Origin of the sequence: Pseudomonas sp. R11F (genome assembly GCF_050312575.1) — a bacterium.
GTDB classification, from domain to species: domain Bacteria; phylum Pseudomonadota; class Gammaproteobacteria; order Pseudomonadales; family Pseudomonadaceae; genus Aquipseudomonas; species Aquipseudomonas palleroniana.
In genome coordinates, this window is record NZ_JBNPJU010000028.1 from 23,788 (window position 1) to 44,046 (window position 20,259).

General features: G+C 60.7%; 8 protein-coding genes. All 8 read right to left on the reverse strand.

Features of this window, described 5'->3' with window-relative positions:
- Positions 1–276: 276 nt before the first annotated feature.
- The 8 genes from ACQRBV_RS08285 to ACQRBV_RS08320 all read right to left on the reverse strand — a co-directional run bounded on the left by ACQRBV_RS08285 (position 277) and on the right by ACQRBV_RS08320 (position 20,228).
- On the reverse strand, positions 277–702 hold the full coding sequence (locus tag ACQRBV_RS08285; protein WP_411985717.1) for a hypothetical protein: 426 nt from the start codon (positions 700–702) through the stop codon (positions 277–279).
- Complete coding sequence (locus tag ACQRBV_RS08290) at positions 689–9,931, reverse strand: DUF637 domain-containing protein (protein ID WP_411985718.1); 9,243 nt, start codon at positions 9,929–9,931, stop codon at positions 689–691. The genes ACQRBV_RS08285 and ACQRBV_RS08290 overlap by 14 nt, the downstream gene beginning before the upstream one ends.
- A gap of 30 nt (positions 9,932–9,961) precedes the next feature.
- Positions 9,962–11,680: a ShlB/FhaC/HecB family hemolysin secretion/activation protein gene (locus ACQRBV_RS08295; protein ID WP_411985719.1), complete on the reverse strand. Its 1,719-nt coding sequence runs from the start codon at positions 11,678–11,680 to the stop codon at positions 9,962–9,964.
- Between the two features lie 440 nt (positions 11,681–12,120).
- Complete coding sequence (pgaD, locus tag ACQRBV_RS08300; protein WP_060755505.1) at positions 12,121–12,609, reverse strand: poly-beta-1,6-N-acetyl-D-glucosamine biosynthesis protein PgaD; 489 nt, start codon at positions 12,607–12,609, stop codon at positions 12,121–12,123.
- A 2-nt stretch (positions 12,610–12,611) separates the two neighbouring features.
- Positions 12,612–13,952, reverse strand: a complete 1,341-nt coding sequence (gene pgaC / locus ACQRBV_RS08305; RefSeq protein ID WP_411985720.1) for a poly-beta-1,6-N-acetyl-D-glucosamine synthase — start codon at positions 13,950–13,952, stop codon at positions 12,612–12,614.
- Positions 13,953–13,954: 2 nt separating this feature from the next.
- Entirely contained in the window at positions 13,955–15,952 is a 1,998-nt protein-coding gene (gene pgaB / locus ACQRBV_RS08310; protein WP_411985721.1) for a poly-beta-1,6-N-acetyl-D-glucosamine N-deacetylase PgaB, read from the reverse strand.
- A 12-nt stretch (positions 15,953–15,964) separates the two neighbouring features.
- Entirely contained in the window at positions 15,965–18,445 is a 2,481-nt protein-coding gene (gene pgaA, locus ACQRBV_RS08315) for a poly-beta-1,6 N-acetyl-D-glucosamine export porin PgaA (protein WP_411985722.1), read from the reverse strand.
- A gap of 286 nt (positions 18,446–18,731) precedes the next feature.
- Complete coding sequence (locus tag ACQRBV_RS08320) at positions 18,732–20,228, reverse strand: YdgA family protein (protein ID WP_161547590.1); 1,497 nt, start codon at positions 20,226–20,228, stop codon at positions 18,732–18,734.
- Positions 20,229–20,259 lie beyond the last annotated feature (31 nt).

Sequence of the window (20,259 nt, forward strand, 5' to 3'; positions counted from 1 at the left end):
CCCTCCTCTCGGTAGATCTGGCAAAAGAAAAGGATCGATTTTCCATCGATCGCGCAATTCCGTTACGACCATATTAAGTTCGTCTAGGGACTTACGACAAATAGGGGACAGACCACTATTCTTCATGAACTCTAAAAAAGCAAAGCCGTGGTCCGCCCACTATTTTTTCTTTCACCACCACCATCTAGAAGCAAAAATAAACGCTGTTGCAATTTATATTCAATTTAATAAAAACGCCCTCGCTTAAGCCCTATGATCTGCTCCCAGCGTTTCCTATTAATTTTTTTTCTTCACATGAATATAATTAACAAACCTGCTCTCAGCATCATAGTAAACAGTCACCACTTGCTCCCTCACCATGAACTCACATCCAGGGTTTGTAGGAGCCCTTCCTGGGATTTTTATGGAAGGCACGTCGCGTGAGGGAGCACCAAAATGAACCGTTGCGTCTTCAATAGTTTCAAGATCCGCACACGCTTTTTTAGTTTCAGAGGAAGCTGGATAATATTCCCCAACCGCCTGATAATAAACTCTGTACCCTACAATAACGCCATCATCGCCCGCCTGAAAATAAACACCACACTCCGGCAATTTTAAAAACTCATCACTTTCAACTTTCGAGTACTCAACTATCGAAAAACTCTTTCTAAAATCTTCGAGAGCCTCGATTAATGGCGTATTTATGTATTCATTTGGATTCATACTTAATACCTATTTCGTCAAATAATTTTTTATTTGAATCGTGAAGTTCTTTCCGAGTATTTTCAATCTTACTAGCTGACCAACCTTCGCTTTTCCATACGGGCACCCACGTGTCGATATCGGCCTCAGCTGCCTTATACAGATTGGAACCATCTAATCTGACTTTCTCGGGATTGTTTCGCCCACCAAAAGTTCGCGAGTCTGTCATATGGCTACAGGTTTTGACTATGACACAATTGGTATTATTGCGAAGGGCTTTCAACTCAACGTCTGTCAGCTCAATACCCATCTGACGTAATGACTCTTTAACAGCCGCAAACGAAGGGATATGGTCCGGGGTGAGACCATCACCGACGCTACGAGGAGCCGTAGATCCATACGTACCCACTTCGCCCTCAGCTACTTTGTCGGCTGTGCTGACGCCTCCTTTTTTCGAGAAGAAGTCAGGAGGCAACGCACACGGCCCGGTATTGTGCACCCACGTTTTCAAATCCCCAACGTAGAACGTGTGTCCCACGTCTACCGTTAGGTTGAAGGTCTCGCCCATTGGCAAGTAAAGCTCCAGCGACTCCACCTCAGACGAGGTGTTGTTCGTCTCGCCATCCGCCAGAGACTGCAGCAGATCGCCCGGTTTCAGATCGATGACAGGAATAAAGTCGCGTTTAGCCGGAACATAGAACGGGTGACCCGGCGTGACTAACAGGGTTTCGCCCTTAGCTTCACCGTCTGCCCTAACGCTTTTCAGTTTAAGGCGGTAAATCGGTTGGTCGGAGCGCTGATGGGTCGCCAGAATCTTCGCGGCGAAAGGTTTGCCGCCCCTTTCCGGCTTGCTCCAGACCACGTCCCCGACCCTAAGCGATTCAATGGCGCGGTCGCCGTTCGGAGTTGAGACTTTAGTACCTGCCGCGAAGCAGCAAGGCTCTTTGTATTTCGTCAGCACGACTTCATTGCTTCTGGCAGCAAGTAAGTCATCGGTTCTAATGTAGCTGCCTAAATCACCAGTAAGGGCAGTCGGTTGATAGGCGTTGATGGATGTGGTCGGTGTACGAGCGCCTGAGCGCTCAAACTGTAAAGTAGTGTCAAAACTATTGGGGCTCAGACCATAGGTTGGGATGTCATCCGCCAATCGAGTCGTCAGCCCCGCAGCGGCTTCACTTCTCGCCGCTAGAGCTCCGTCGGCCCTGATAAATGCTGAGGCTTCGCTAGCCTTGGAAATTTGCCCAAATCTGGCTGCAGAAGAACCTGGGGCGGCCATGGTTGCAGCGTCAGTGACTAATTCTGAAACTTGCGCAGCTGATTCATAGCTGTTGCCTTGAAACTTCGAAACGAGTGCCCTACCCGTTTGCCGGGTAGTCATTTGACCAACCGGGTCTAGAGACGGATCTGCGACCGGTCCCAGGAAATCGTTGGCGACGCCCAGTGCGTTTCCGCCTAAAAGCTCACCACCGAGCTTGGCAGTGGAAGCAACTAGCCCCCAGGCACTGCGACCGATACCAGCCACCCCGCCTTTGAAGCTTTCCAGGTAGTCCGTCGGCTTATCGCTGTAGTTCAAGTTGGACTGATAGAAATCCACTGTCCCTTGGCTGTTGTGCCCTTCAGGGTCGCCTAGGTAGTCGATATTTCTAGTGCTGTCTTTGTAGGCAGATGGGCGGGTGTCCTTGAAATCGAGAATCAACGCTGCCGTCTCGTTGCCACTGTACCCACGCTGGCTTCCGTCTGCGGACGCGTCGGTTCGGGCGTAGTTATCCGCAATGGGCGCCAAAGCGATACCTAAGTGCTGCATGGTCGCTGTATCGATATTGCTTACATCATCTGCCGGGATTGATTTGCTCCAGCCTTCATCGGTGTAATACGCCAGCGCAACCGCCATGCGCCGCGAGGCCTCTTCCTGGCTGATATTCAGGTCCGCTGCCATTTTTGGCGCTTGTTCTTTGATCAGGTCTGCGGCTCGTGGGTGCAGTTGCTCGTTGTAGCGCTCAACATTGCCCGCCACCCAAGCGGCGTCATTCGGATTGCCGTTTACCAGAGACCCGGCCGCAATACCGATGATTTGCGCGGTTGCGACTTTGAATTGATCATCCTTTGCAAAACGATCATCCAGGTATTTACCCAAGTTCTCGGTCGCAATTGCTGTCAGCCCTTCAGCCGCACCAGCGGCAATGGCGCCGGTCTTGAAGTCACCGCCTCGAGCAGCTGAAAGTGCACCGCCCAGGATGGCGTGCATCAGGACCTTCTCCGCTGAGCCGGGGCTCAGATTAAGGTCGTTCGCCAGATTGCCAAGGCCCTTGTTGCCGGCAGCAGCGGCAAGGTCGAAACCTTGCGACACCAAGGCGGAGCCTAGATTGTCCTTCAGACTGCCGCCGTTGATGGCAGTGGAAATGCCACTTTCGATGACGGCATGGGTGCCACCGCGTAGGACTGCATCCTGCGCTTTCGGCCAACTGAGCCAATCACTGGAATAGCCCGGGTTCTGCACCGGCCCTGCCGTTGTGACTTTCGCGCCCGCTCCGTCGGCAGGGCTTGCGCCCTTGAACCAATTACTGTCTGCGTAGTTCAACGCCCCGGTTGCCAGCCCAGCGATGGCGGCGTTTTTCAGACTGCTGCTGCTGAAGGTGTCCTTGAGCGCAATGCCGATGTTGCCTTTGTTGTTGATTGTACTCACGGCACCGGTACTGGCTAGAGAGGTCAGTGCGGCGGTGGCCATCATGTTACCTAGCCCAGCACTTGTGGCTGCTACCGCCGCCGACGTACTGGTCGCCGCAACCGCAGCAGTGCCGGCGGCCATGGTTGAACCGGCCGATGCTCCTGCGCCCACCAGTGCACTCGCACCACCTGCCGTGACAATGGTGACGATAATGATGACCGCCAACATGGCCCCCTGGCCCATACCAGAGTTGCTGTATTTAAAGGAGTCATGCAGCTCTTTTATCTGGCGCCAATCCACGTCGCCGCGCTTCTCGGCGTCCTTGAGCCAGGCCAATTGCGGGTCGGCCTTGACCATGGTGTCGATGGTCTGGCTGACGGTTTGCTGGTCGACTTGTTTAACGTCAATCTTCAGACCGTTAACGGCTTCGATGACAGTCTGCCCCTTGGCAACCAGTTCACTCTGACGCAAGGTTTCATCGGTTTTGCCTTTGCCCTTCATCGAGAACCAAGCCATGTTGCTCTTGCTCTTGGTATGGCTCTCGTCGTGATAATCCTTCACGCCTTCAAACGCCACGGCGCCGCCGCTTTTCAGAATCAGGTCGTTACCGCTATTGAGCTTTGTGACTTGGTAACGCTGGTCGCCATTGCTGACCAGCGTCAGGTTACCTACGGTTTTGATTTCGGTACCGACGTTGGTGGTCTGGGTGACTTCATCGCGCTTGGCTTTTTTCGCGCCCCAGCCGCCGCTCTCTTTCATGTCATACAACGTATGCGTGCTGTTCTGCGCCGCCAGCAGGTTCAACTTATCCCCGCTATACAGATAAGCCTCATTCCCCGCGCTGATCCTGCTCGCCACGATCGTGGTGTCACGCCCAGCCTGGCTGACAAAATCCCCACCCGCCGTCAGTACGCTCGCCACTTGAGTGGTCTGGTCGTCCGAGGTCTTGATGCGTTTTTTGCCGTCCTTTTCCTTGCCTTCGACGTTATGCATGTCGCTGACCGACGCAACGTTGAAGTCGCGGCCGGCAGCGATGTTGAGGTCTTTGCCGGCGGTGGCGGTACTGCCGATGATGTTGACGTCTTGCCCGGCCTGCATATTCAGGTTGCCGCCCGCCGTGACGCTGGCGGCGAGGTTTTTGACGTCGGTGGTGATGCTGGATTTATGCCCGCCGTCGCTGAATGCGTGCTTCACGCGAGTGTCGCTGGCGGCGACTAGGTTGAGGTCACGGCCGGCGGTGAGGTTGGCGTCGTTGCCTGCTACCAGCGCGCCTCGGTTGGTGAGGTCGCGGCCGGCATCGATGGCGAGGTTTTCGCGGGCGACGATGGTGCCGGCGCTGGTGTCGGTGAGGGTGCGCATACCGGCGCCGTCACGCACCTGGATGGCGGTGTTGTCGTTGGTGACGTCGCCTTTGAGCGCCGTGAGGCTGACTTGTTTGCCGCGTATTTCGCCGGCCATGGCGTTGCGGATGCTGTCCTGGGCCAGCAGGCTCAGGTTGTTGCCGGCCTCGACCAGGCCGCCGGTGTAAATGCTGCCGCTGCTGACGGCGGAGAGGTTGTTGCTGGCGCGCAGGGTGCCGACGTTGATCAGGTCGCCGCCGGTGACGAGGTTGAGGTCGCGGCCCTGGATCAGGCTGTTGCCGCGCACGTTGCGTGAGTCGGCCTGGGCCAGGTACAGCACGGGCACGAGGACTGTCTGGCCGTCGACCACGCGGTTTTCCATCCACACGATGTCGTGGGTCAGGGCACCAACTTGCTGGCTGGTCAGAGACACGCCGAGACTCAGGCGCAGGGCGTCTTTGCTGGCGAGGCCGTTGTCCATCAGGTAGCGGAACTGGTCGGCGTCGCTGGCCAGGCCGCCAGCGAGGAAGCGTTGGCCGGTTTGTGCGAGGACGGCGTCGCGGATCAGGCGGGTTTCGTATTGGCCGTCACCCAGTCGGCGCCAGGCGTTGTCAGCGTTGTAGCCGAGCTTGCCGAGCATGTAGTCGGAGCTGAAGAAACCGGACGCCGAGGTGAACTCGGGGTTGGTCTCGATCAGGTAGTGGCTGGTAGGGTCGGCGCTCTTGACGAACAGGCCGTACTCGCCCTTGGGCAGTTGGAAGTGGGGCGAGGTGGTGGGGTCGACCGCCGCGAACGCGGTGCCGGTGTAATCCACGGGCACGAAGCCGCCGCCGGGGGCGGCACCGACAACCGGCAATACCGTGCCGGGTGCCTGGGCGCTGGCGTCGTTGGCGTGCTTACTCAGGTTGATGTTGATACCGCCGACGGGGATACCCGTCTGGTCGTCTCCGAGGGTGCCGGTCAACTGGGCCAGGGTGTTGTTATGCAGCGTGCCGTTTTGCAAGGTGCGGGCGACATTGAGGTTGACGCTGCCGCCGGCTTGCAGGGTGGCGTCGTAGCCGGGGCCGCCGTTGTTGGTCCAGGTGGTGACGTCACTTGCGTAGGCGAACGGCAGGCTGTTGGGTGAGCGGCTTTTGAGTTCTTCGAAGCGCGCCTTATCGAAATTCCCGGCCGCCGTGGCCGCATTGAACGCGGGCACGTCGACATATTGCATGCGTTCAAACAAATCGTCGGAGACGTGACCTGGCGTGCCGATGACAAGCTTGCGCTGGCCCGTGCGCGTCGCGGCGCCCTGGTTGAGCAGGTCACCGGCGGTGATGCTCAGGTCGCCATTGGCGGCCATCAGGCTGTAGCGGTTCTGCACAGTGTCGCCTTGCAGCAGCATGTTTTTGCCAGCCACCAGGCGCGCCGCTACCGAGTCCTTGGTCGCCGCCTCAAGGTACGTTTCGTAGATGGTGATCTCGCCACGTTCCCAGTTGTCGCTCTCGCCGCAGTGCTGGCCACAGATCCAACTCAAGCTGCCGGTGGTCAGCGTTTGCCCGAGTTCGAATTCATCTTTGGCGTTTTCGATAAAGCCCGCATTGATGCCGATGGAGCCTTCGCTTTCCACGGTGCCGGAACGGTTGCTGAACAGCACGGCACGCCCGCCATCGCGGGCGGCGAAGCTCAGGTTGCCTTTGCTGTAGACATCGCCATAGCTGTTGCTGAAGCCATTGCTGCGCAAGGTCATGTCGCCGCCGCTGAACAGCAGCGTGTTGGCGGCATTGGTGATGCCGTTGACTGCGGTGAGGTTCACTGCGCCCTGGGCACCGAGGGTGCCGCGGTTGTTGATTTGCGCGGCGGCGATATCCAGTTGCTGGCGGGCGGTGAGGAAACCGAGGTTGTCCAGGCTGCCGCCCAGGCTCAGGCGCGCATGGGTGGCCGCCAGGCGGCCGCCGTTTTGACTGAGGTTGTTGGCGGCGACGGTGAGTGTTTGCAGGGCCGATACGCGGCCGCTGTTGGTGATATCGCCGGTGGTGATGCTCAAGTCGCCGTCGCTGAGCAGTTCACCGCCGTTGTCCAGGCTCGCCACGTTGAGGATCAAGCCCTTGGCGCTGGCCATGCGATCGCCGGCCTTGAGGGCCAGCGCTTGGTCGCTCTTGTAGGTGAGTACTTCGTTGAGTTGCACACGACCCAAGCCATCGACTTTACCGAACGCCCAATCGGCGCCGCCCATGCCCTGAATATTGCCCTGGCTGCCGGAGAGGCTCGCGGTGTTGAGGTGGAACAGGCCGGTACCGGCGTGTTGCAGCATCCCGTTCTGGTTGTTGACGCTGGCTGCGTCAAGGCTGAAGGCCTGGCTGCCGAATTCGAGGGTGCCGTTCTGGTTGTTCAACGCACCGCTGAGGTTGACGCTGCTGCTGACGCCGCCCAGCGCACGCAGTTGCCCGTTGGCGCTGTTATCCAGGTTGCCGCCAGTGAAGGTCAGGCCCTGGTTGGCTTCGATCAGGCCGCCCTGGTTGGTGAGGATGTCACGTGAGGTCAGGCTGATCTGGTTGCCGCTGAGCTGGCCATTGGCGCTGTTATCGAGCGTGGCGCCGCTGACGGTCACTTGTTCTTTGCCGAACAGCTTGCCGCCACGGTTGGTGAGGGCTTCGACGGTCAGTTGCAGATTGCCGACCAGGCTCGCCATCAGGCCGCCGCTGCTGTTATCGGCAGTGTTGGCGTTGACGCTCAGGCTGTCGCCCTGCACGGTGCCGCCCTGGTTTTGCAGGCGGGTGGTGCTCAGTACGGTGGGGGCGCCGCTGCTGAGGATCAGGCCCTTGCGGTTGCTCAGGTCCTGGCCGCTGTAGCTCACGCCTTCGGCACCGGCCAGCAGTTGGCCGTTGTCGTTGTTCAGCTGCTGTGCGGCGATGTCCAGGCGCTTGCCACGCAGGGTGCCGCCGGCGTTGTTGAGGGTGGTGAGTTGCTTGACCAGCACGCTGCGTTCGCCCGCGTCGATCTGGCCGCCCACGTTGGTGAGCAGGTCGCTGACCTTGAGCACCACGTCGCCGCCATCGCTGACCAGCGCGCCTTTGGCGCTGTTGTTGAGGGTCTGTGCGGTCACGTCAACGGTCTGGCCCAACAGGATGCCGGCACTGTTGTCGAAGCGCTCGCCTTGCAATTGCAGCAGGCCTTCGCTCTGAATACGGCCTTGGGCGTTGAGCAATTGGCCCGGGCCTTTGAGCAGCAGGCTGACGCCTTGGGCGCCACCGGCCAGCAGGCCGGCGTTGCGGTTGTCGAGGCCGGAGGCGCGCACGTCGAGGTGGTCGCCCAACACGCGTCCGGCGCGGTTGTCGATGTCGCCACCGGCCACGTCGAGCAGCAGTTGTTTGCCGACGATCACACCGCTCTGGTTATCCAGGTTCGCCGCGTGCAATTCAATATCGCCCTGCCCGGCCTGCAGGCGACCCTGGGCATTGCTGAGCTGTTGCGCGGCGGTAAGGGTGAGTTTGCCGGTGTCGGCGCTCAGTACGCCGCCTGCGTTGCTGCTGAGGCTGCCGGCGGTGACGTTGAGGTCGGTGCTGGCCTGGGCGAAACCCTGGTTGTTATTGAAGACGTTGGTAACGTTCAGGTTGAGCGCGCCGCCGTCTGCCTGGATCAAACCCTTGAGGCTGTTGTCGAGGGCGTTGGCCTTGACGGTGGTGGTTTTGGCCACCAGCACGCCGCTCTGGTTGTTCAGGTTGCCGGCGTTGACGGTCAAGTCGTTGGCGATGACTTGCCCGCCGCTGTTGTTCAGGTCGGCACTGGACAGCACCAGGCTGCCGCCGGCCATTTCGATACGGCCTTGGCGGTTATCCAGGGACGCGCTGTTGAGCGTGGCGGCCTGGCCTTCACCGAAGCGAATCAACCCACTGAGGTTGACGATGGCCGGCGAGTTGATCACCAGGCTCTGCTCGCCGAACAGGCGTGCGCCGGCACCCTGGTTGGTGAGTGTGGCGCTGCTGACGTCGACGGTCTTGGCCTGGATGATCGCGCCCTGGTTGGTCAGCGCTTGCGCGGCAGCGATCGCCAGGGCCCGGCTGGCCAGCAGGTTGCCGCTGGTGGTGACGGTTTGTGCATTGATGACCAGATCGCCGGTGGCGTTGCGGCTGTTGTCGGCGGCGACACCGGCTTCGATGATGCCGGGGTTGGTGACGCTGGCCGCGTTGATTTCGATGCGCTGGCCGGCGGCGATGCTCTTGCGGTTGACCAGCGCCTGGGCGCTGGAGACCTGCACGTTGCCGTTGGCGTAGACCTTGTCGGTGAGGTCGACAGTCTGCGCGGATACCTTGACGTTGCCGGTGGCCGCCGCCTGCGCCATGCTCAGGCGCCCATTGGCATCGAGCTGGATATCGCCGCCACTGGCCGCCAGGGTGCCGTCGAGCTTCACGCCCACACCGGCTTCGGTGCCCACCAGTTTGATCGCGCCGGCATACATGCCGCCCAGGGCCGAGGAGTCAATCGCCAGCTCGGGTTTGGCGCTGCCGTCGTCGGCACGTGCGGTGGCTTTCAGGCTTTGGGCGTCGACGTCGTTGCGCCCGGCAACCACGGCCAGCTCGCGGGCGTTGACCTGTGCGTTGATCTTGGCCGAACGGGTGATGATCTCGAAGCGGTCGACGTTGCTGGCGTTCAAGCCTTGGCCATCGATGGTGACGGTGCCGCCGTCGACTTGGTAACGCTGCAGTTGGCCGTTTGCGTCGATCACCGGTTTACCGGTGGTCAGCGTGACATTCGGGGTGTTGATAAAACCGCAGCCGCTGCAGGTGACGCCATAGGGGTTGGCGACGATGACTTTGGCCGACTGCCCCGCCACTTCGGTGTAGCCGCGCAACTGGCTCGGGCTGCCGCCGTTGACTTCGTTGAGGATGACGTTCGCCGCGCCGCCCTTGAGGTTCGGGTTGCCGACAATGATTCCGCCCAACTGGGTGTTGGTCATCGCACCATTGGCGTTGTTGAGAATCACGCCGTTGGGGCCGACGTTGTAGTCCTTGAACTGGTTATGGGACAAGCCTGCGCCGTTAGGCGTGGCGATGTTCACCACCGGTACGCCATTGCCCGCCTGGCCAACCGTAGTCCCTGGCGCACTGACCACGATGCCTTCGGCCTGGGCCAGCAGCGGCTGCCAGAACAGCGCGTTGGCCAGGATCAGCGCCAGCCCGCGCTTGGGCAGGCCGAAGAACGAATCCCGGCGTTTCAGGGCAGCGGAAGGTTGGCGGGCCAGAAAGGCAAATTGGCGAACATCCATTGTCAAATTCTCGATGTAACGGGCGTTGAATTACAGGAAGAAATCCATGCGGAAGTAGATCGGCGCTTCGCGCTCGGTCAATACAGCGGGTCTTTCCAACGAATGGGCAAAGGTGACGCTGGTGCTGACGTGTTTGCCGCGAGCGAACAGTTCCAGGGAGTTGCTGGATACGCGGCCATGGTTATCGCCGTTGTAGCGGTCGTTGGTAATCACGCCCTGGTCGTAACCAACGCTGGCGCCATACTCAGCGAACGCTGGGCGCAGCCAGTCCAGCGTGACCGGGCGGGCCCAGCGCACTTCATTACGCCAGTAGCCACCGCTGTCGCCGGTGAGCAATTGGTCTTTGAAGCCGCGCACCGACGATGAACCGCCGAGGCTCATGCGCTGCGGCGAGAACAGGATGTCTTCGCTGCGTTGGCCGGTGGCCAGGCTGCTGAAGCTGAACGACTCGCCCCACAGGCTGAATGGCTGCAGGTAGCTGACCGTGGCGGTGTATTTGCGATAGCGCGAGTTCGGCTGGCGCCGGCCAAGCGAGTCGCGCTCATCCTGGGCCTGAGCATCCAACAGGCCGATGCCGTTCTGCATGCCCAGGTCAAGGTTGACGAAAGCGCTGCCGATACGTCGCCCGTGGTTGACGCCCAGTTGCAACTCGCTGAGACGGTTGCTGCTGGACTCGGTGCGCACATCGAGGATGTAGTTGTTGGTGCGCAGGTGGGCCAGGCCGACGTTGACCGAGGTCTTGCTCACGTCATCGCGGTGGATCACCCGCTCAGCGCGCAGTTGGTGGTTCTGGTTGTCGCCGTCCTGCTTGAATTTGAAGCCATCGGTGGTGCCGTAGGTGCGGTAATCGCTCTCGCTGTAGGTGTAACTGAAATTCCACCAGCCCCACGGCACGTTGTAATAAAGCATGCTGTTTTTCGAGGTTTTCTGGTGGTCGCTGATGGCGTCGTGGCCGCCGCGCAGCACCAGTTGGTCGGCCAGGCCCAGCGGGCTGTCCCACTCCAGGCCCGCGCCCCATTGCTGTTCACCGGTGCTGCGTTGCCCGTCGTTATTGCGCGACAGGCTGGCGCGCCAGGGCTTTTGCGGGATGTTTTTGACCACCACGTCGCTGCCGCCGATCTGCTGGCCGGGGGTCAGTTCCATTTGCGCCTGTTTCGACGGCAGACGGTTGAGCTGGTCCACCAATTGCTCGACTTCGCGCAGGTTCAGCGCTTGACCGACCTTGCCGGGAAACGCCATGGCCAGTTCGCGGTCGGTGACGTTGCTGCCGGCTGCGCTTCGCACCGCTTCGAGTTTGCCTTCCACCACCAACACCTGGAGGTGGCCGCTGGAGAGGTCCTGCTGCGGCAGGTAGGCGCGACTGGTGACACGGCCTTTGGCGATGTAATAGTCAGTGATGACCTTGAGCAGTTCATTGAGCTGCGAGACGCCCAGGCATTGGCCGACATAGGGTTTGAGCAGCAGCGTGCGGTCGCTGGCGGACAGGCTGTCGGCGCCCTTGAGTTCGATGTCTTTGATCGGGAAGCAGCGGGTGTCCGCAGGCGTGGCCGGGGCCTGGGGCTTGGCCTCTTTGCCGGGCAGGTCCTTGAGTTCTTCAAGGCGTCGCTGCTGCTCTTCGAGCAGGCGATTCTGCCGGTCACGGATCAAGTCTTGATCGCCCGGCGTGGGGGCGGCGGTGGCGCTGTTCAGGCTCAAGTAGGCGAGCAAGACAGTGCACAGTAAATACCGAGTCCGTGGTAACAAAGACATGTTCGATCCATCGAAAAATCAAGGGGCGGCAAATTAACATCGAACTTCCAGCGTTCAAAGACACTGGGCTAGTTGCACATTCGCCCGCGTTAAACTCACAACCCATTGATTAATAACAATTAAAACCCATCAAAAAACAAACATGCCGATACCGTGAAGGATTATTCCGACAGATGGCTGATTTTTTGATGGCGATAAGGCGAAGAACCGATTAGTTGCCATTATTAGGCCACTAAGCTCTTGGCGCGTTAGGTTAGTGCGAGGGTTTGGGGAAAAGTTCGCGGGTATAGTGTGAATTGGATCCCATTTATCGGATTCATCCACCGACTGCCCCCACCGCTTTTTTGTAGGAGCGAGCTTGCTCGCGAGAAACTCACAGGCACCGCGCCCCTTCAGAAAGCACGCGTTATCGTTGACATTTTTCGCGAGCAAGCTCGCTCCTACATATTACCGGCGCCTTGGTCTTTTGGCTGGCCGGGCACCAGGGTCAGTGGCGGGCGTTCCACGTCCCGGGACACATGGGGCTTCACTTCCCCCACGCCACCCTCTTCGTCGTTGTGGATCACCAGCACACCCGGCTTGCGCAACTGCTCCAGGTCGCCTTCACCCAACTTGAAACTCTCAATCAGAAGCTTGTCGCTCAGGGCATTCGCCTCGGCGCGGCGCTGGGCGAACTTGCGGCCCTTGCGTTGTTGGTAACGCGCCCAACTGATCAGGATCAGCGCGTTGAACACCGCAATCCACAGGTACACCTGCAAGGTATTGAGTGCGGCGAAGATCGGCGCTTCCAGGCGTGGGCCGCCATGGGTTTCCAGCATGGCGCTCATGCCGCGCGCCAGCAGCCAGATCAGACCGGCCCAAGCCGCCAGGGTCAGCAGCACATCGATGAACCACATCACGGCGTTTTGCCGGGTTCTGACCAGTTTCATGCTCACGCCTCCTCTGGGCTGGGTTTGATACCGCGATCCGGGCTGACCCAGCGTGCGCGTTTCTGGTGTTGCTTGAACAACACCTTGGGAAAGCTGACCAGCGTGGTCAACAAGCTGACCAGCCAGAACACCATCGGGTACCACACGGTCCAGAACAGGGTCTTCCACAGGTCTTTTTCATAACGCCGGTCAATCAGGATGCTCACCACAAACTGCAACAGGCACACCATCGCCAGCACCAGGCCGGTAAACGCCGGGGGCACCAGCGAGTCCACGGCAATCGCCGGTGGCAGCACGATGAATTTACCCACGGCCCAGAAAATCACCGAGAGCAGGAAGGTGAAGGCCCAACCGGTGGACAGGCAGTATTCGAACAGCAGCGGCCACAGGTAACGATGGCGCCATTGCCAGATGCCACGGATGTTCTTGAACAGCACTTCGGCGCCGCCCTGGGCCCAACGCAGGCGCTGCTTCCACAGGCCGCCGACGGTTTCAGGCATCAGGATCCAGCAGAGGGCACGAGGCTCGTAGAAGATGGCCCAGTGGTCGAGCTGCAGCTTCCAACTGACATCGATGTCCTCGGTGATCATGTCGGTGCTCCAGTAGTCGATGCGGTCCAGCGCCTTTTTACGGAACGCCACCACCACCCCCGACACGGTGAAGATCCGGCCGAACACGCGCTGGGTACGCTTGATCAAACCGATGATCGAAGAGAACTCGCCCACCTGCACCCGACCAATCAAGGTGGAGCGTGTGCGGATGCGCGGGTTGCCGGTCACGGCGCCCAGGCGCGGGTTGTCGAGCATTGGCGCAACCATGTAGGCGGCGGCGTTTTTGTCGAGCAACGCATCGCCGTCGATGCACACCAGGTATTCACTGCGGGCGGCCACGGCGCCCATGCGCAGGGCCACGGCCTTGCCTTGGTTCTGCGCCAGGTGCAGCACGCGCAGGCGCGGGTTTTCCAGGGCGAGGGCATCAAGCACGGCGGCGGTGTTGTCGCTAGAGCCGTCGTTGACCGCGATCACTTCGATATTCGGGTACAGCTGGTCCAGCGCCGCGTAAATGGTCTCGGCAGCGTTATCGCCCTCGTTGTAGCAAGGGACGATGATCGAAATCATCGGGTTGCCGACCAGGGTCGGCGCCGGGGTGTCTTCCTCCCAGGCCCAGTGGCGCTCCCAATGCAGCCAGAAGTACAAGCCGCCGGCAATCCACAGCCCCGACATGAACAACGGGTAGAAAAACACGAAGTCCATCAGGAACTGCCCGGTGGCCAGGAAGATCAAGCCCAGGGGCACGCCCAATACCAGTGCCAGGACGAATAAAGCCAGGATTCTGTCGAACATGATCAAGGATTCCACTGGTTGGAAAGGGCCGGACGCACGGTTTTCAGGTCCGGTGAGTTTTCCAGGAAGTTGTCCGGGTAATAGCCGAAGCTCTTGACCCCCTGGCGTTTGAGTACCCCCATCCATTCAGCCATTTGCGCACCGTTGATGTCGGTCGCTTCTTTCGTGCGCCAGTCTTTGGCTTGCAGCTCGAACACCGTGCGTTCAAGCGCGCCGGGGCGGGCTTTGACCGTGGCAACCAGTTTCTCCAGCCAGGCATTGGAGTTTTTCTGCGTTTGGCCTTCCATCAACGGCATGGCCATCGGCGCGGTCCAGTCATAGGTCTGGAGGAAGTCGTCGAGGTTCTGCGCAAACCAGGCTTCGCTTGGCGGGTTAAGCATCGGCTCGGCGAAGATATTGCGCGCGGTCAGCACCTGCGGCCCGCCAATGGCGCGGACCTTGGCCGTCAGTTCATTGGTGAAGTCGATCAGGTAGCGGCTCTTGAAGCGGGTCCAGCGTTGCATCACCGCAGGGTCGGCGCGCAGGGCCGCGATGCTGCCGGGCAGGCCGTTGGCGGCATAGGTCTTGAGCGCAGCGGGGCTGGCGTCTTCGAAATCTGACAGCACCGCATCATCGTGGTACAGCACGCCGTCGATGGCACTGTTGCGCGCCAGGTCCTCATAGAGCTCACCGATGACCTTGCGCACCTGGGGATCAAACGGCGACAGGCGCTTGTATTGATCCGGGTCGAGACCGACCTTGCCGGTCTGCGGATCCCAACGCGTTACGCGGGGCAACTTGGGGTCGAGGGCGAAGCTCAGCACCGGCATCCACGCATAGACGCTGGCATGGGCGCGGGTATGCAACTGCCAGGACACGCGGTTGAACAAGTCGGCACGGACCGGCAGGTGACGGTTGGGGAAGTACAGCGAACGCACCAGGCCGTCACCCTTGGGGTCGGCGAAGGCTTGCAGGAAGACGGTGCCCGCACCCATGTCCACCACGCGCTGCACCAACTGGTCGAGGTTGCGCGCTTGTTGGGCCGGGTCCGGGTCATACACGTTATCCAGGTCCACGTGCAGCACGCGCAACGGCGCCGGGGTTTGTACCGCGACGATGCTGTTGGCGAAGTGTTCGCCATCCGGGTCGGAGGCGACGAGGAAGCGCGGGCTGTTCATCAGTTTGCCGAGGTCATCGATGCCGTCGTCCAGGGTCAGCGCCATCTGGTAACCCTGCTCTGCGACGAGCGCCAATGTAGTGCCCTTGGCCGCACCGTACGGCCACACCCAGACCCGTGGCGCCTTGCCGGTGACGGTCTGGATTTTTTTCGAGATGGCGGCGATATCGGCACGCATCCGCGCATCGAACTGCGCCTGGGTTTCATAGCGGCCCGTGGCCGGGTCAAAGCGCAGGCTGGTCGCGGCCGGCTCCAGGTTGCCCTGAGGGTTGGCCAATATGCCGGTGTGGCTGGCGTCAGTGTGTGCGGCAATCTCCACCAGCCCGGACTGGGACACTTCCCGGATCTGCTGCCAGGTGAGGAATTCCCCGCGCGGCCGTGGCATCCCGGCGAAATCCACCGGCTGATTCATCGGCGTATCAATCCAGTAGCCTACCGGCGCCAGCAACGCCGGCCAGTGGTAGGCGCGCAGGATCGGCATCACCCGCGTGTAAAAGCTGGAATAACCATCATCGAAACTGAGCATGACGGCCTTGGGCGGCAATTCTGGGCCGCCCCGGCGCGCCGCCAGGATCTGGTCGACGGAAACCGCCTGATAGCCGTTCTCGCGCAACCACGCCAACTGCTCGATCAAACGCTCGGTACGCACCGCCACCACGGCCTGGTCGGGGTCGCGGTCGTTAACGTCGTGGTAGGCAATGCCCAGGAAGTGGTTTTTCGGCCACGGCGTTTCGTTGGGCGCTATCGGCCGTTCGGCGGGCGGGGTGTAAGGCGCGGGTTGCTGGGCGCAGGCGCCGGCCAGCATTACACCCAGGATCAACAAGCAATGGCGGAGGACGGTCATGGTCGGCTCTTTCTAGAATCGGTAAGTGAGGTCGACGAGCAGACGCAGATCGCGTTCTCGGTCGCCGTCGTAAGGGCGGCTGATCAGGCTCAGGTTGGCGCCGACCTCCAGCACATCGTTCCAGAGCAGGCGCTGGCCGTAGCCGATCAAACCGATACCGCCGGTGGAATAATCGCGCTGGCTGTAGGTACCGACACCGACCTGGAATTGCTGGCTCCACTGGGTTTCATAGCGGTGGTAGAGCACATGATTGACCGTGACCGTGGGCAACACGGTGAAGTCCGACTTGGGGTTGAAGTACACCGTGTCGCTCTTGGTGTTATGGCTGGCGCCGACTTCCAGGCCCAGGTCGACTTGCACATGGGGCGAGCTGTAGAGGCCCTCGCGGCCCGTGAGCAAGGCTTCGAGACGGTCGTTGCCGTCACTGAAATGGGACGGGCTCACAGCCAGCTTCCACTCACGGCTTTCGTTGGCACGCCAGCGGATGAAACCGCTGCCGCCATTGGCGGTGATGTCGGCATTCAACGCCCGCAGCGGCGTCGTGGCCAGGAGGTAGCCAAGGCTGCCGCCGTATTGCCAGTTGTCGTTGATGTCGCGAGCAATCGACACGCTCGCGCCTTGTTTGGAACCAAAGCCGTAGGAGTGGTTGGACACCTCGGCTTGCAGGGTCATGTCGCGGGTACGCCGCTCCACGCCGACACGTTGCCAACGGTGCTGGCCGGTGCCTTCGCTGAAGTCGGCAGTGGCGTAGCCGGCCCCTGCGAACAGGCGCCAATCTTCATCGATGGGCGGCGTGTAGATCACGCTTTCAATACCCCAGTCGCGGCTGCCGCTCACGGCGCCAACGTCGCCATTATTGCCGCCGCCGTAGCTTTTGCCGGTGTAGGCTTCCACGCGCAGCTCGGCCATGTGGTGCACATTACGCAGACGGTCAAGGCGCTGTACCTGGCGGTTGTCCGGGTTGCGCGCCAGCACGTCGTCGGTCAGCGCATCCATTTGCCGCCACTCTTGCAGGTCCATGGCGGTATAGGCCTGGGACACTTCCAAGCCGATATCTCGCGGCGCCTGGGCTTCGGTTTCCTTGAGCGCCGCCTCGGCGCGGCGCGGCCAATCGCGGGCACGGTACATATTGGCTTGGGCCAGCTGCAGGCTGACGTTGCCGGGGGCTTTTTGCACCAGTGCTTCAAGGCCGGCTTCGCTGTCCGGCAGGTTGCCGGTGAAGGTGCTGGCCTGGGCGGCCAGTTGTTGCGCGTCCATCCAGTTGTCGTTGGGGTTGCCGATGGGCAAGCCTTTGAGTTCCTGGCGGGGGTTCTGGCTCTTGGCCAGGTTGTTGGCGACGTCGCGGGCCTCCAGGGCTTTGTCACTTTCCACCAGGGCGTAGAACAGCGCGGTGCTGTCTTCGACACGGTCGGCCGGGTCGGCATCCGGCGCAGCCAGTGCCTGGCGGTACAGCGGCTCGGCTTTTTCCGGCTGGCGCTGGTCGAGGTAAGCGGCGGCGACCCAACGGATGGCGTACGTCGGCAATTGCACGCCCTCGCCTTGCAGGGTTTGGTACTCGCGGATCACCTCGGCGGTGCGTGCCCGCGCCTTGAGGGCTCCCAGGCGGTCGATGCGCCAGCCCACCACATCGTCATGGGCACTGGCGTCCGGCGTCCAACGGGCCAGCAGTTGGTCGTAATCGTTGAGGGCACGGTCGGCGATCACATAACGCTCTTTCTCGCTGCGCGTGGCGAACTCGGCCATCCGCACGCGCTCGGCGGCGAGATCACCTTCCAGGCGGCGCTGGGTCACCGCATCCAGCACCCCCGGATGCTTGGCCGACAGACGCAACGCCGGTTCCGGCAAGCGGGCCCTTTGCAGGGCAACCATGTATTCGCGGATCACCTCAGGCTTGTCGCCGGCGAGCACGAATGCCTTGTCGAACTCATTCAGGGCATCGTAGTTCAGGCCGGCGCGGGTCAGCGCGTAGCCCAAGGCCATGCGCCGGTTGGCGTCATCCGGCTTGGCGGCCACCAGCGCACGGGTGCGCAACAGCGCTTCGTTGGTCTGGCCGGCGTCGGCCTGGGTCAGGGCCTGGCCCAGTTTCAGGTCGACATTATTCGGCTCGCGCAGCAGCGCCTGCTGGTAGACCGCCAGGGCCTGCGGCCACTGCTTCTGGTTGCGATAAGTACGGGCCACCGTGGCCAGTGCCTGGGTCGTCAGGTTGCGATGTTTGCCTTGGGCTTCGTACACCTTCAGCACTTCGGCGTCTTGCCCGGCCCAGCCGGCGATGACCAGGTGATCGCTGATCTGCCCCGGCGTCTGTCGCTCGACGGGCAGTTGGCGCAGTTGGGTCAGGGCGGGCGTGAAGTTGCCGTTACGCGCTTGGATGATCAGCGCATCGTAGGCCGGATCGGCCAATGCGCAGGCGGGGATGAGCAACTGGCTGCACAAAGCGGCGCCGATAAGCAGACGTAGACGGCCTGGCGCACTGAGAGGGAGGTTTCGCAGCATGTCGTGAGCTTCCTTACACACGGAAAGCTACAACGATAGGTGGTCCTGAGCGGTTTGCATCAGGGTGTCGGCGTCTAGTGACCCGACCTAGCTTTCCTGTAGGAACTATCCATCAGAAATGTAAGGAAAAGACCTGGCAGGAACAATTGTTCAGAATTAGCCGTGCAGGTGGGAGGGGGCTTGCTCCCGATAGCGGTCCTCCAGTCACCAATGCACTGGCTGAGCTACCGCTATCGGGAGCAAGCCCCCTCCCACATTTTTTTGACCGTGCTCGCAACCTGTAAGGTTATTGAGCGCGGTTGACGGTGCCGAATTTAGCCATGACAAAGCCGATGAATTGCTCGACGGTCATCTTCTGGCCGTTGAAGGTCACTTCATTGTTGGCGTAATGCAGCTTGGAGACTACGTCGCTACCGACCAGGGTCGCCAACTGAGACCCAACGGCCACGCCACTGACCGTTTCGGCCGTCATCTGCGATTGCTGTTCGATGGTTTGCGGGTCAGTGACACCGCCCACCTGGGCCTGCAACGCCGCCACGTCCGCCACCATCGGCTTGGAGAGGGTCAGGTTGGCATCCAGCAAGGCCACCATCTGCTTGCCCAGTTCAACCGGCGGCAGCTCCATGGAGGCCGGTTTGGCCAGGTCCACGACCAGGTTGAATTTGCTTTCGCCGTGGGTGGTTTTCAGTGACAGGTTTTCCACCGCCAGTTGTGGCTTGGCGGCCAGCACCTGGTTGACGTTGGTTTCAGCCAGGGTCTGTTCGGCTTCGGTCAATTGCAGTTCAGGCACTGGCTGGCCGGCAGCGGCGGCGGCTTGCACCGGCTGCATCTTGTCCTGGTAGAGCTTGGTCAGCACCAGCATCGCCGGGATATCGACGTTCTTCATACTCAGGGCCATGGCTGCCGAACCAACAGGTTTGCCCTGGTAACCGATCTCGTCGATTTTGTAGTCGACACGGCCGGCCAGGTTGTTGTCCTTGGTTTCGCTGGTGTCTTTCTGCTCGAAGCCCTTGAGGGTCAGCACGGCTTTCTGCGGGCCGAAGGTGACTTTGGTGTCGGTCAACTCAACCGTGTTTTGCCCGGTGTAGAAGCCGAAGGTGGACTTTTGCAGGTTGCTGGCCACGGTCAGGCCGGCCAGCTCGGCTTCGAACGGCTCGCCATTGCCGTCGATGGCGCTGACCTTGAGGCTGTTCATGTAGCCGTTGGCCTTGACCTTCTGGCCTTCGGCGGTGCTGTCGAAGTCCAGGTTGGCACCGGAGAAACTCACCGAGGACTTGTCGTCCTTGATCTCCAGTGGCAGCAACTCGAGGTTACCGCTGACCGAACGGCTGTAGCCGATATTGGCCACGCCTTTGAGCGGCGACACGTCTTTGCTGGCAGCGAACCATTTTTCAGTGGTGGCGTTCTTTTCCAGAGCGTAGTGACTGGTCGCCATGACCGGCAGCCACTTCAGCGTGACCAGGCGCGAGAACGGCAGGGGGCCGTGTTCGATATGGTCAACGAACAGCAACTCGGGGTTCGGGTTGTCCTGGCCGAATACCGTGCCCTGCCCCTTGAGGCGGTAGTGCGCGGTGCTGCTGAACACGCCGCGCTCCAGCGACACCAGCTCCAGGCTCACGTTGCCGTCGACGCCGGCCATGGCGGTCTGCAGTTCCTTGTTGGCGTTCTGGATCGCGGTTTGCAGCACCGGCTCCAATTGCTTACCGGTGTACCAGGCACCGCCTGCACTGACGGCACCGATCGCGACAACAAGACCCAAGAAAACAACGGCTGGCTTATTCATGAAGTGACCTGATCAAATCCTGTGAGAAGTG

What these genes read in the sequence shown, in the direction of transcription:
- ACQRBV_RS08295 (WP_411985719.1), bottom strand. Translation starts at nt 11,680, where the DNA reads ATGTCTTTGTTACCACGGACTCGGTATTTACTGTGCACTGTCTTGCTC.
- ACQRBV_RS08320 (WP_161547590.1), bottom strand. Translation starts at nt 20,228, where the DNA reads ATGAATAAGCCAGCCGTTGTTTTCTTGGGTCTTGTTGTCGCGATCGGT.
- ACQRBV_RS08285 (WP_411985717.1), bottom strand. Translation starts at nt 702, where the DNA reads ATGAATCCAAATGAATACATAAATACGCCATTAATCGAGGCTCTCGAA.
- pgaB (WP_411985721.1), bottom strand. Translation starts at nt 15,952, where the DNA reads ATGACCGTCCTCCGCCATTGCTTGTTGATCCTGGGTGTAATGCTGGCC.
- pgaC (WP_411985720.1), bottom strand. Translation starts at nt 13,952, where the DNA reads ATGTTCGACAGAATCCTGGCTTTATTCGTCCTGGCACTGGTATTGGGC.
- pgaD (WP_060755505.1), bottom strand. Translation starts at nt 12,609, where the DNA reads ATGAAACTGGTCAGAACCCGGCAAAACGCCGTGATGTGGTTCATCGAT.
- pgaA (WP_411985722.1), bottom strand. Translation starts at nt 18,445, where the DNA reads ATGCTGCGAAACCTCCCTCTCAGTGCGCCAGGCCGTCTACGTCTGCTT.
- ACQRBV_RS08290 (WP_411985718.1), bottom strand. Translation starts at nt 9,931, where the DNA reads ATGGATGTTCGCCAATTTGCCTTTCTGGCCCGCCAACCTTCCGCTGCC.